Source organism: Sandarakinorhabdus sp. (assembly GCF_051860625.1).
Lineage (GTDB): Bacteria > Pseudomonadota > Alphaproteobacteria > Sphingomonadales > Sphingomonadaceae > Sandarakinorhabdus.
The window spans coordinates 57,369-69,133 of record NZ_JBHYDQ010000004.1 but is presented as its reverse complement, the minus strand read 5'-3'; the positions used below and the strand labels follow the sequence as shown (position 1 = coordinate 69,133).

Genomic DNA, 11,765 nt, shown 5'->3' with positions numbered 1-11,765 from the left:
GTTCAGCCGATTTCCACCAGCAACATGCCGTCGTTGACCTGATCGCCGACTGCGATGTGCAGCGCCTGCACGGTGCCGGCTTGCCGTGCCAGCAGGCGGTGTTCCATCTTCATGGCTTCCAGCACCAGCAGGCGATCGCCTTCGGCCACGGCCTGGCCGGGCGCCACATCCACGCTGAGCACACGGCCCGGCATCGGCGCCATCACGCGGCCGTCACCGCCGCCGGCGCTGGCGCGGCGCGGGGGGCGGGTGCCGAGGTGCCAGCTCTGGCCGGCGAGGCGCACGTCGACGGTCGTGTCGCCCAGCAACACGGTGGCGGGCAGCAATTTGCCGGCCAGATCGATGATCAGCCCATGATCGCCTGTCCGCCGCGCGGTGACTTCGCCGACACCGGCCAGCCCGCCGATGCGCCAGCGATCCTGGCCGACACTGCGCAGGCTGATGTCGTGCAGCACATCCTGCCACCAGAGCTGCACATGGGTTTGCGCCGGCAGGTTGATGCGGATGGCGAGCCGTTCGAAGATGGTGGCGGGCTGGGCCTTTGGCAGGCCGAGGCCAAGCGCCGCGATCAGCAGCACCGGCGGCGGGCACAGCGCCGGCGCTCCCAGGTCAGCCGCGTGGCGGGCGATGAAACCGGTATCGACATCGCCGGCGCGGAACGCCGGGTGATCGGCCAGCCGGGCGAGGAAGGCGCGGTTGGATTTGAGGCCATCGACGATGGTGGCATCCAGCGCGCCGACCAGCCGGTCGATGGCTTCGCTGCGGGTGGCGCCGTGGGCGATGACCTTGGCGATCATCGGATCATAATCCAGCCCGATGCGGCTGCCGGTTTCGACGCCGGTATCGATGCGCACGCCGGCCCCGCTGCCGAACGCCAGGTGGCGCAGCGTGCCGGTGGCGGGCAGGAAGCCGCTGTCCGGGTCTTCGGCATAGAGGCGCGCTTCGACGGCGTGGCCGGTGATGGTCAGTTCGTCCTGAGTTTTCGGCAACGGCTCGCCGCGGGCGACGCGGATCTGCCATTCGACCAGATCTTCGCCCGTGATGCATTCGGTGACGGGATGTTCCACCTGCAGGCGGGTGTTCATTTCCATGAAGTAGAAGGCGGGATCGCCGTCTGCATCGACGGTGTCGAGATCGAGGATGAATTCGACCGTGCCGGCACCGGCATAGCCGATGGCGTGGGCAGCGGTGACGGCGGCGATGCCGAGCGTGTGGCGCAGTCGGTCGGACAGGCCGGGGGCCGGGGCTTCCTCGATCACTTTCTGGTGGCGGCGTTGCAGGGAACAATCGCGTTCGAACAGATGCACGGCATTGCCGTGGCTGTCGGCGAACAATTGCACCTCCACATGGCGCGGGCGCAGGATCAATTTTTCCAGCATCACCGCCGGATTGCCGAACGATGTCTCGCCTTCGCGCTGGGCGGCCATCAGATTTTCGGCAAATTCATCAGCGCTATGGACCGAGCGCATGCCCTTGCCGCCGCCGCCGGCCACCGCCTTGATCAGCAGTGGGAAGCCGACGCCTTCCGCCGCCTTTTGCAGGCGGACCAGCGATTGATCATTGCCGTGATAGCCGGGGGTGATCGGCACGCCGGCCTTCTTCATGGCGGCCTTGGCGGTGTCTTTCAGGGCCATCACCCGCATGGCGGCTTCGGGTGGGCCGATGAAGATCAGGCCGGCCTTTTTCAACGCCTTGGCGAAATCGGCATTCTCACTGAGGAAGCCATAGCCGGGGTGGACAGCATCGGCGCCGGTGCGCTTGGCCGCGGCAATGATGGCATCGGCATCGAGATAGGCGCGCGCGCCGGGCAGCGGCACGGCCTGGCCGGCTTCGCGCACGAAGGGGGCATCGGCATCGGCGGCGCTGTGCACGGCGACGGTGGCGATGCCCATCCGATGCGCGGTGCGGATGATGCGGCGGGCGATTTCGCCGCGGTTGGCGATCAGGATTTTTTGCATGTTGCTCACTTGGGCGGGCAGCCGTTCGGATCGGCGGTCCAGGCAAAGCTGGTCAGCAGCCATTTGCCATCGACCTTGCTCCAGCCGAAGCTGTCGACGCCGCAATGGATGCGCTTGCCATCGATATCCAGCGTGTAGGGCGCCCAGACCTGTGCGAAATCGCGCGCAAGCCGCACATCGCGGCGCACGATGCGTTCGTCGAATTTGCGTGGCGGTGCATTGCGGAAATTGTCGAACAATTGCTGGCGGGTGAGGGTGCGAAAGGCGCTGGGCTTGCCGGGTGGGAAGCTGAGGATCTGGATGGTCAGCGACGGATGGGTCAGCGCTTCGGCGGCATCCGGGTTGTTGCTGTTGAGCGCGGCCATGAAGGCATCGGTGGCGGCGAGCACCTCTTCCTTCGGGCCGGCCATCGCGGGGGCAGTAACAAGCAGCGCGGCGGCGAGCAGCGCAGATTTCATTCCAGCACCCATGATGGTTTTCCCTTGGTCAGGAAGGCGTTGATGCCCTCGCGGCCTTCGCGGCTGACCCGGCGCGCAGCGATGCGGCGGGCGGTTTCTTCGCGCAATTCGTCGGTGATCGGTTGATCGGCGAAATCCAGCGCCAACCGCTTGGCATCGGCGATGGCCTGCGGCGCGGCCTGGCCGATATGGGCCAGCCAGTGCGCGACGATTGCTTCGGCGGCGTCGGCATCGGTGGCGATTTCGTTCACCAGGCCCATTGCCAGCGCCTGATCGGCGGTGAAGGCTTCGGCGGTGAGGAACCAGCGCCGCGCCGCCGCGCCGATCTTGGCAATCACGAACGGCGAGATGGTGGCCGGCGTGAGGCCGAGCCGCACTTCGGACAGGCGGAACTGGGCGCCGTCGATGGCGACCGCCATGTCGGCACATGCGACCAGCCCGACGCCGCCGCCGGTGACATGGCCATGGGCGACGACGATCACCGGCTTGGCGCAATTGTTGATGGCGGCCAGCATGTCGGACAGGCGCATAGCGTCGGCCTGGTTGTCCGCCTCGCTCCAGGTCGCTGCGGCGCGCATCCAGTCGAGATCGGCGCCGGCGGAAAAGCTCTTGCCGGCACCGCTGAGGATGATGGCGCGGACGTCGGGCACGGCGGAGAGGCGGGTGAAGGCTTCGGTGAGCGCCGCGATCAGATCGGCGTTGAAGGCGTTGTGCCGTTCGGGGCGGTTGAGGGTGAGGCGGGCGGTGCCCCAATCGTCGAGGGTTTCATCCAGCATGGCCATCACATCCGAAACGTGCCGAAGCGCGTTTCCGGCACGGGCTGTTGCAGGGATGCCGCCAGCGACAGTGCCACCACGGCGCGGGTGTCTTCGGGCGCGATGATGCCATCGTCCCACAGGCGGGCGCTGGCATGAAGGGGATGGCCTTCGCGTTCATATTGGGCGCGGATCGGGGCCTTGAACGCTTCTTCCTCGGCCTTCGTCTTGAAGCCGCCGCTCTTCACCGTGGCCAGCACGCTGGCGGCCTGCTCGCCGCCCATCACGCTGATGCGGGCATTGGGCCACATCCACAGGAAGCGCGGGGCATAGGCTCTGCCGCACATGCCATAATTGCCGGCGCCGAAGCTGCCGCCGGTGATCACGGTGATCTTGGGCACGGCGGCGCAACTGACCGCCGTCACCAATTTGGCGCCATGCTTGGCGATGCCTTCATTTTCAAAGCGGCGGCCGACCATGAAGCCGCTGATATTCTGCAGGAACAATAGCGGGATGCGGCGCTGGCAGGCCAGCTCGATGAAATGCGCGCCTTTCTGGGCGGATTCGCTGAACAGGATGCCGTTGTTGGCGATGATGCCGACCCTGTGGCCCTCGATCTCGGCAAAGCCGGTGACAAGCGTCTCGCCATAGCGCGGCTTGAATTCGTGCAGTTCGGAAGCATCAACCAGCCGCGCGATGATCTCCCGCACATCCACCGGCACGCGGGTGTCGATGGGAGCGAGCGCATTCAGTTCGTGTGCGTCGAACAACGGCGGGCGGGCCGGGCCTGGCGCCACCGCAGCCGGCGCGGGGAAGGTGCTGACGATGCGGCGGGTGATGTCGATCGCGTCCTGATCATTTTCGGCCAGATGATCGGCAACGCCCGACAGGCGGGTGTGGACATCGCCGCCGCCCAGATCCTCGGCGGTGACTTCTTCGCCGGTAGCGGCCTTCACCAGCGGCGGCCCGCCCAGGAAGATGGTGCCCTGGTTCTTCACGATGATCGATTCGTCGGCCATGGCCGGCACATAGGCGCCGCCGGCGGTGCAACTGCCGAGCACCGCGGCGATCTGCGGGATGCCCTGCGCGCTCATGTTGGCCTGGTTGAAGAAGATGCGGCCGAAATGATCGCGATCGGGAAACACTTCATCCTGGCGCGGCAGGTTGGCGCCGCCGCTGTCGACCAGATAGAGGCAGGGCAGGCCATTTTGCGCGGCGATTTCCTGGGCGCGCAGATGCTTCTTGACGGTAAGCGGATAATAGCTGCCGCCCTTCACCGTCGCATCATTGGCGACGATGACGCACAGCCGGCCCGACACCTGGCCGACGCCGGCGATGAGTCCGGCGGCGGGCACATCCTCGCCATAGACATCGTGGGCGGCGAACTGGCCGATTTCGAGGAATCCGGTGTGCGGATCGAGTAGGGCCTCGACGCGTTGCCGGGGCAGCAACTTGCCGCGTGCGACATGCTTTTCGCGGGAGGCTTGCGGGCCGCCCAGGGCGATGCGCGCGGCTTTCTCACGCAGGTCGCTGATCAGCTCTGCCATGGCAGTGGCCGTGGTGCGGGCGGAGGGGGGGAGGGGTTGGCCGATAGGGGGCATATTGGGGGTATAGGGCGGGCCGTGGCAGTCGCCAAGTGGCGCAGTTCTACGCCCGCTGCCACCCATCCGGCCCGCGCCGCACGCCGAAACGCGCGGCCAGATGATGATCGACCAGCACGTCTGCCGGTGACCCGTCAGCGACCAGTGTCCCGCCATCCATCAGCAACAGGCGATCGCAGCGCGCGGCGAGATCGAGATCGTGCAGGGCAAGGATGACGCCAGCGCCGCGAGCGGCTTCGGCGGCGAGCAAGGCCATCACATCGAGGCGATGGCCGGGATCGAGATTGGCGATCGGTTCATCGAGCAACAGCCAGGCCGGGCGGGCCACCAGCGCGCGGGCGAGCAGCACGCGGGCGCGCTCGCCGGTGGAAAGCTGGTTGACGGCGCGGGCGGCGAGATGGCTGGCGTCGCAGGCGGTGAGCGCGGCGGCGACGGCGGCGGGATCGGGCGGCGCGGCGGGGCCGAGGCCGAGGGCCACCAGTGCCGCCGCGGTCATCGGCCAGACGGCGTCGCGGCTGGCCGGCAGCCAGGCGAGGCTGCGCGGATGCGGGCGCAGCGGTTTGCCGTCGATCAGGACGGTGCCGGGGCCGGTGGAAACGCCGGCAAGGGCGCGCAGCAGGGTGGTCTTGCCGGCGCCATTGGGGCCGATGATGGCGGTGACGGTGCCGGGGTGCAGGGCGAGGGTAACGGGCGCCAGCATCGGCGGGCGGGCGAGAGCGTTGGCCTGCAACATCAGCGGCCCTTCAGGATCAGCCAGAGGAAGAAGGGCGCGCCGATCAGGGCGGTGAGCACGCCGAGCTTGAGATCAAGGCCGGCCGGCAACAGGCGGATGGCGAGATCGGCGGCGAGCAGCAGCGCCGCGCCGGCCAGCGCGGCGGGCAGGATGGCGGCGCCGGGGCGATGGCCGACGAATGGCCGCACCAGATGCGGCACCACCAGCCCGACAAAGCCGATGCTGCCGGCCACCGCGACGCCAGCGCCGGTGACCAGCGCGATGCCGAGCACGACCTGGCGGCGCACGGCAGGCAGGGCAATGCCCATGGTCTGGGCGACTTCTTCGCCGAGCGTGAGCGTGTCGAGTGCGGCGGCGCTGCGGATCAGCAGGGTGAGGCCGAGGGCGATCAGCGGCGTCGCCAGCAGCAGCTGCGGCAGCGTGCGGTCGGCGAGGCTGCCCATCAGCCAGAACATCAGATCATACAGCGCGAACGGTGAGGGGGCGAGGCTGAGTGCCAGATTGATGGCGACGCCGAACAGCGTGGCGACCGCGACGCCGGCCAGCACCAGCCGCGTGGTGCTGGCACCGCGACCGGCCATCGCCAGCAGCAGCAATAGACCGCCGCCGGCACCGGCGAGGCTGCCCAGCGCCATGCCGGCGACGCCCAGCCCAAGGAAATAGCCAGCGAGCACCGCGCCCAGTGCTGCGCCACTGGAGGGGCCGAGCACATCGGGGGAGGCAAGCGGGTTGCGCAGCAAGGCCTGTGCCGCGGCGCCGGCTGCGCCCAGGCCGGCGCCGATGGCCAGCGCCAGCCCGGCGCGCGGCAGCCGCAGTTCGATGAACAAGGTGCGCGCCAGTTCCGGATCGCGGGCGTGAATGGTGAGCAGATCGACCGGGCCGATGGCGAGCGAAGCCAGCAGCAGCACCGCGCACAGCAAGGCGAGGGATCGCATCATTGCGCCAAGGCACCCCGCAAGCGCTGGATTTCGGCGGGCATCGCCGCGCCGCCGCACAGGAAGGCGCGGCCATCGGTGGTGATGCGGCGGCTGTGCAGGCGGGCCAGCGCCGGGTGGTTGGTCCACGCCTGCGGCTGCGAGACCTGGCCGGGGCGGTAGCGGTTGATGACCAGGATGGCCGGCGGATCGGCAAGCAGCGTTTCCATCGCCACCGTGCCGGACTGGCGTTGTTGCAGCCCGGCGAGCCGGAGCCAGCCGGCGGCCAGCCCGCCCATCGCCGGTGCCAGCCCGGCGCCGCCGAGCATCAGGGCCGGGATGGGCTGGGCTGGGGCGGTGGTGGTCAGCGATTGCACGTCTTGCGCAAAGGCCGCGCCGGCGGCCGGATTGCCGACCAGCCCGGCGATCTGTTGCACCTGCCGGACGACGTCGGCCGGGCTTTGCGGGTAGGGCAGGGCGACAAGGCGCACACCCAGCCGCTCGGCCAGCGCGTGATCCTGTGGGCTGGCGCCCATGGTCAGCACCAGATCGGGTTGCTGGGCCAGCACGTCGCCGAGATGGCCGCTGTTGGTGGCGAGGCCATGCGATCGTGCGGCGAGCGGGCTTTCCTGGCGGTCCGCACCGAGCCGGCTGATGCTGGCAATCTGGCCGGGCCGGGCCGTGAGCAGCAGATATTCGTCGGTGCACAGGTTCAATGAGACGATGCGGGCGGGGGTGGCAAGCGCGCCGCCCGCCCACATCGTCATCCCGGCGAACGCCGGGACCCATCGCGCGGATGCCGCAACATGCGCCAGAAGTTGCGCGATGGGCCCTGGCGCGTCACCCCGGCGCAGGCCGGGGCGGGGAGACGGGAAGGGGCGTTTTCTCACAGCCGGAACCGGACCCCGCCATGCGCGGTGATGCCCGGCCCGCGATAGGCGAAGACGTCGATCTGGGTGGCATCCAGGGCGTTTTCGACGCGCAGGGTGACGTCCAGCCTGCGGGTCAGGTGCCAGGCGCCGGCCAGCGTTACCAGCGTATAGGCCGGCAGCGTGACGGGTACGAAGCGGGCGAAATCGGTGTCGCCGCGGGCGCCGGTGATGGCGGCAGCGGCGGACAGGTCGAACTGCTTGCCGGCATATTGCAGCGCCAGGCTGCCGCTGTGGCGCGGGCGGCGGACCTCGCGGACCCGGGCAGTGCCGGCCACCTGCTGCTGATCGGCATCAAGATAGGTGTAGCTGGCGGTGAGATTGAGGCCGTCGACGATCCGCGCCGCGCCGGCCACTTCGATGCCGCGCCGCTTGCTGCGCCCCGACGCGTTGGCGACGCCCGCCAGGAAGCTGGTGCTGTCGAAGGTGCCGATGATTTCATTGTCCAGCGTGGCATCGAAGGCGGTCACGTCGATGCTCTGGCGGCCATTGTCCCAGCCGATGCCGGCCTCCACGCTGCGGCTGCGTTCGGGCGTCAGGTTGGGATTGCCGATGAACGAGCCGGGGAAGAAGCCGAACTGATCGAAGAAGGTCGGATCGGCGATGCCGGTGCCAAAGGCCGCATGCAGGCGCAACTGGCCGATGGGCGCAACCGCATCGAAGCGCACGGTGGTGACATCGGCAAAGCGATCGTTCAGATCGTGGCGCAGCGCGGCGCCGGCCGAAAAACCGCCGGTGGACAGGCGATATTCGCCGACCAGGCTGGTCTGGCGGCGCTGCTGCTGCTGGTTCGATGCCGCGTTGGCGTTGGCATCGCGGCTGGTGAAGCGTTCGGTTTCAGCATCGATCGCGGCGGTGACATTATGCTGGGCACCGGCGGCGGCAAAGCGCCCGGTGGATTGCAGGCGGAACAGGTCGCGCTCCCCATCGCTGCGGTTCTGGAAATTGCCGGCGCGGCGGTTGATGTTGTCGGCGCGCACCGCCATGACGCTGGCCCTGGTGACCCAGCGGCCGTCGAAGGGGTCCAGCGCTGCTTCGGCGCGCAGCGCGCTTTGGCGGCTTTGGGTGGACAAGGGTTCGTCACGGGGCACACCGGCAACAAAATCAAAGCCATCGAAGCGTGAGGTCGAATCCTGGTGGCGGCCAACCAGCAGCAACGTCAGCGCCGGCAGCGCGCGCCACATGATCCGGCCGTGCGCCGTCACGTTTTCATAGCCGTCGCGATCGCCGCCGACCCGCGCGATATCATAGCCGTCGGTGGACAGGCCCGACACGTGCCCGCTGATGGTGATGCTGTCGTCGGCCCAGCCGCCGCCAACGCCGCCGCGCACGGTGCCCAGGCTGCCGCCCTGCAGCTCGCCATAGAGCAGGGCACCGCGGGTGGGCGCGCGGGTGGTGATGCTGATGACGCCGCCGATGGCCTGGCTGCCCCACAAGGCGCTTTGCGGTCCGCGCAGCACCTCGATGCGATCGACACCATGGCTGAGCAACGTATCGATGCGGAATTCGCCGGACGAGGCCGGGTCGTTCATCTCGATGCCGTCGATGAAGGTGATGCTGTGGTTGGCTTCGGCGCCGCGGATGCGAATCTGGGTTTGTGCGCCCAAAGGCCCGGTTTGGGCCACGGCGACGCCGGGGATCAGGGTGAGATAATCCTTCACCAGTGGCAGCGACAGGCCTTCAATCTGGGGCTGGCCGATCTGGCTGATGCTGATGCCGGTTTCGCTCAGCATGATCGTGGTGCGGCTGGCCGATACGGTGATCGGCGCCATCGTGGGCATGATCGTGATCGGCTGATTGTTTGGCGCAGCTGTGGACACCGCGAGCGCGGTTTGCCCGGCAAGCGCAAGGAGGGGAAGCATGAAGACATGACCTTTCGTTCAGGCCGGCGCTGTGGCCGGACAGGTGGCGACACGAAGTCGCCACGAACGAAAGGGCGGGCAGGGGCGGGTGCGCCTGCCGTCCTCGTCACATGCGCCGCTGGTCCCGGCAGGCATGGGGCGACCCCTTGCGGCGCGCCCAAGGGCGGTCACAAGGGGAACGGCAGGTCTCCTGGCTTGCGGCTCATGGCGCAGCGTGCCGCCTTCCCAGATAACCGGTGGCCCGGTTGTCCAGTGGCTGATGGCAGGCTACTGGCCGCTTACAGTTGCGGGCACAGCGCCGGACTTGGGTGAGACTTGGGGGTCTCCCCCGCACCGGCTTCCCTATTCTCCCGCCGATCAGGGCGGGCACCGTTCGGCGTTGGGGTTACGCCTGTTGCCAAGCGCTGGTCAAGCCGCTATGCGCCGCTTTCATTTTCTTTGGCCCGGTCGGCACCGGTCCATCATGAAGGAAAAACCGATGAAGTCCGGCATTCACCCCAAGTATCACACGATCACCGTCAAGATGACCGACGGCACCTCCTACCAGACGCGCACGACCTGGGGGAAGGAAGGCGATGTGATGAACCTGGAAATCGATCCGACCAGCCACCCGGCGTGGACCGGCGGCACCGGGCGCATGCTGGACGCCGGCGGCCAGGTGGCGCGTTTCAACAAGCGTTTTGCCAGCTTTGGTCTGGGCAAGAAGTAAGGCGCAGCGCGGCGCGTAAATAGCGCAGCTATTTGCCGACTCGCGCAAGCGCGGACGGCGAGCGAAAAAGGCGGCCCCCACAGGCCGCCTTTTTTGACTCGTTCGACGGCGTGGCTCCGCCACGTACTTCACTTTCTTTCCTTGGCAAGACAAACGGACTCGGCGGCTTCGCCGCCGGCCGTGTTCGCTGAGACCAAAGGCAGGATTCGCGGCACGGCCCCACCCCCAACCCCTCCCCTGAAGGGGAGGGGAGCAGTCAACCGGCCACCATCGCCTTGGCCGCGGCATAATCCGCCTTGCCGTTGGGCGCGCGCGGCACCTTGGGCACGACCAGCACCGTCTTGGGCGTCTTGTAGCCGGCCAGATGCTGGCGGACATGCGCGCGCAGGTCCTCGATATCCACCGGGCCGGTGGCTTCCACCACGGCGCTGACCGCCTGGCCCCATTTTTCGTCGGGCACACCGAACACCAGTGCATCCTCGATGGCGGGGTGGGTTTTCAGGGTTTCCTCGACCTCTTCGGGGAAGACCTTCTCGCCGCCGGTGTTGATGCACTGGCTGCCGCGGCCGAGCAGGGTGAAGCTGCCGTCGGCTTCGATGATGGCGAAATCGCCGGGGATCGAATAGCGTTTGCCGTCGATTTCCGGGAAGGTGGCGGCGCTTTTGACCGGGTCTTTCCAGTAGCCGCGCGGGATCAGCCCGCCGCGGGCGATGCGGCCCATGGTGCCGGGCGGCACCGGTTTCATGTCGTCCCCGATGATCAGCGTGTTGCCATCGGCCATGAACACGGTGGGGGCGCCGGCATTGTCTTTGGTTTGCGCGGCGGCACCGAGGCCAAGGCCTTCGGAACTGCCCAGCGAATCGACGATCATCATGGCCGGCGCATGGCGCAGCAGGCCGGCCTTGACCTCTGGCGACCACATGGTGCCGGACGAAATCATCACGTTCAGCGTGGTGATGCTGCCGATGCCGGCATCGAGCGCCTTCAGGATCGGGCGGGCAAAGGCATCGCCGACAATCACCGCATAATCACAGGCCTCGCGCTGGCAGGTGGTGGTGGCTTCGCCGGGATCGAAATTGGCGCCGGGCAGTGTGACGATGGTGCCGCCGCGACACAGGGTGGCGAGCGCGATGATCAGGCCGGTGCCGTGCATCAGCGGCGGCAGCACCAGCGAGCGTTGCCGGCCGACGCCGGCGGTCACGTTGGCGGCGTGTTCCGCCAGTGTGGTTGGCGCAGTTGCAGCGGTGCCGGCGTTCATCAATTGCCACAGGGCACTCTGATCCCACATCACGCCCTTGGGCAGGCCGGTGGTGCCACCGGTGTAGATGAACAGCATGTCGGTGGGCTGGTGATCCTGCGGCGGCAACGCGTGGCCGGCGGCCGCGACGGCTTCGAAATCCTGCGCGAAATCCTGGGTGTCGCCGCCGACCTGCAGCCAGACCCTGGCGGGCAGGCGGTGACGGATCGTGGCGATCAGCGGCGCGAACTCGGTGTCGTAGATCACGACCGCGGAATCGCTGTTGTCGAGAATGTAGAACAGCTCTTCGCCGGTGTAGCGATAATTGACGTTCACATGGACGAGCCGGGCGCGCAGGCAGGCGATCAGGCTTTCGACATAGGCCGGGCCGTTGCGCATCAGCAGCGCGCAGCGATCGCCGGCTACCGCGCCGCCAGCCAGCATCGCTGCCGCCACGCTGGCGGTGCGGCGGCCGACATCGGACCAGCTGCGCCTGGTGTCCCCATGAATCAGCGCCGGCAAATCCGGATCGACTGCACCGACCACCGTTTCGATGACGGCGCCCAAGCTCATTTCCTGTGGCATTGCACGTCCTCCCCACCGGCCACT

At 68.0% G+C, this 11,765-nt stretch carries 10 protein-coding genes and 1 riboswitch; of the genes, 1 reads left to right on the top strand and 9 read right to left on the bottom strand.

Features of this window, described 5'->3' with window-relative positions; translation table 11 throughout:
* Positions 1–2 precede the first annotated feature (2 nt).
* The 8 genes from ACTIEZ_RS05535 to ACTIEZ_RS05500 all read right to left on the bottom strand — a co-directional run bounded on the left by ACTIEZ_RS05535 (position 3) and on the right by ACTIEZ_RS05500 (position 9,210).
* Positions 3–1,958, bottom strand: coding sequence for an acetyl/propionyl/methylcrotonyl-CoA carboxylase subunit alpha (locus tag ACTIEZ_RS05535; protein ID WP_439545786.1), 1,956 nt, complete (start codon positions 1,956–1,958; stop codon positions 3–5).
* A gap of 5 nt (positions 1,959–1,963) precedes the next feature.
* Positions 1,964–2,416, bottom strand: coding sequence for a hypothetical protein (locus tag ACTIEZ_RS05530; protein WP_439545658.1), 453 nt, complete (start codon positions 2,414–2,416; stop codon positions 1,964–1,966).
* Positions 2,413–3,198, bottom strand: coding sequence for an enoyl-CoA hydratase-related protein (locus ACTIEZ_RS05525; RefSeq protein ID WP_439545657.1), 786 nt, complete (start codon positions 3,196–3,198; stop codon positions 2,413–2,415). The genes ACTIEZ_RS05530 and ACTIEZ_RS05525 overlap by 4 nt, the downstream gene beginning before the upstream one ends.
* The gene (locus ACTIEZ_RS05520) at positions 3,198–4,718 is read right to left on the bottom strand and encodes a carboxyl transferase domain-containing protein (RefSeq protein WP_439545656.1); all 1,521 of its coding nucleotides are present in this window, start codon (positions 4,716–4,718) and stop codon (positions 3,198–3,200) included. The genes ACTIEZ_RS05525 and ACTIEZ_RS05520 overlap by 1 nt, the downstream gene beginning before the upstream one ends.
* 100 nt (positions 4,719–4,818) lie before the next feature.
* Entirely contained in the window at positions 4,819–5,505 is a 687-nt protein-coding gene (locus ACTIEZ_RS05515) for an ABC transporter ATP-binding protein (RefSeq protein ID WP_439545655.1), read from the bottom strand.
* On the bottom strand, positions 5,505–6,443 hold the full coding sequence (locus ACTIEZ_RS05510; protein ID WP_439545654.1) for a FecCD family ABC transporter permease: 939 nt from the start codon (positions 6,441–6,443) through the stop codon (positions 5,505–5,507). The genes ACTIEZ_RS05515 and ACTIEZ_RS05510 overlap by 1 nt, the downstream gene beginning before the upstream one ends.
* Positions 6,440–7,186: an ABC transporter substrate-binding protein gene (locus ACTIEZ_RS05505; protein WP_439545653.1), complete on the bottom strand. Its 747-nt coding sequence runs from the start codon at positions 7,184–7,186 to the stop codon at positions 6,440–6,442. The genes ACTIEZ_RS05510 and ACTIEZ_RS05505 overlap by 4 nt, the downstream gene beginning before the upstream one ends.
* 119 nt (positions 7,187–7,305) lie before the next feature.
* Positions 7,306–9,210 carry a TonB-dependent receptor plug domain-containing protein gene (locus ACTIEZ_RS05500; RefSeq protein WP_439545652.1) on the bottom strand — a complete coding sequence of 635 codons (1,905 nt, stop codon included), beginning with the start codon at positions 9,208–9,210 and terminating at the stop codon, positions 7,306–7,308.
* Positions 9,211–9,373: 163 nt separating this feature from the next.
* Positions 9,374–9,599: riboswitch (cobalamin riboswitch) on the bottom strand.
* 89 nt (positions 9,600–9,688) lie between these two features.
* On the opposite strand from ACTIEZ_RS05500, the gene rpmE reads away from it, so the two are divergent.
* On the top strand, positions 9,689–9,919 hold the full coding sequence (gene rpmE / locus ACTIEZ_RS05495) for a 50S ribosomal protein L31 (protein WP_439545785.1): 231 nt from the start codon (positions 9,689–9,691) through the stop codon (positions 9,917–9,919).
* Between the two features lie 256 nt (positions 9,920–10,175).
* On the opposite strand, the gene ACTIEZ_RS05490 is transcribed toward rpmE, so the two are convergent.
* Positions 10,176–11,741, bottom strand: coding sequence for an AMP-binding protein (locus ACTIEZ_RS05490; protein ID WP_439545651.1), 1,566 nt, complete (start codon positions 11,739–11,741; stop codon positions 10,176–10,178).
* Positions 11,742–11,765 lie beyond the last annotated feature (24 nt).

Coding starts and splice junctions, on each gene's coding strand:
- ACTIEZ_RS05535 (WP_439545786.1), bottom strand. CDS start 1,958: ATGCAAAAAATCCTGATCGCCAACCGCGGCGAAATCGCCCGCCGCATC.
- ACTIEZ_RS05530 (WP_439545658.1), bottom strand. CDS start 2,416: ATGAAATCTGCGCTGCTCGCCGCCGCGCTGCTTGTTACTGCCCCCGCG.
- ACTIEZ_RS05525 (WP_439545657.1), bottom strand. CDS start 3,198: ATGGCCATGCTGGATGAAACCCTCGACGATTGGGGCACCGCCCGCCTC.
- ACTIEZ_RS05520 (WP_439545656.1), bottom strand. CDS start 4,718: ATGGCAGAGCTGATCAGCGACCTGCGTGAGAAAGCCGCGCGCATCGCC.
- ACTIEZ_RS05515 (WP_439545655.1), bottom strand. CDS start 5,505: ATGTTGCAGGCCAACGCTCTCGCCCGCCCGCCGATGCTGGCGCCCGTT.
- ACTIEZ_RS05510 (WP_439545654.1), bottom strand. CDS start 6,443: ATGATGCGATCCCTCGCCTTGCTGTGCGCGGTGCTGCTGCTGGCTTCG.
- ACTIEZ_RS05505 (WP_439545653.1), bottom strand. CDS start 7,186: ATGACGATGTGGGCGGGCGGCGCGCTTGCCACCCCCGCCCGCATCGTC.
- ACTIEZ_RS05500 (WP_439545652.1), bottom strand. CDS start 9,210: ATGCTTCCCCTCCTTGCGCTTGCCGGGCAAACCGCGCTCGCGGTGTCC.
- rpmE (WP_439545785.1), top strand. CDS start 9,689: ATGAAGTCCGGCATTCACCCCAAGTATCACACGATCACCGTCAAGATG.
- ACTIEZ_RS05490 (WP_439545651.1), bottom strand. CDS start 11,741: ATGCCACAGGAAATGAGCTTGGGCGCCGTCATCGAAACGGTGGTCGGT.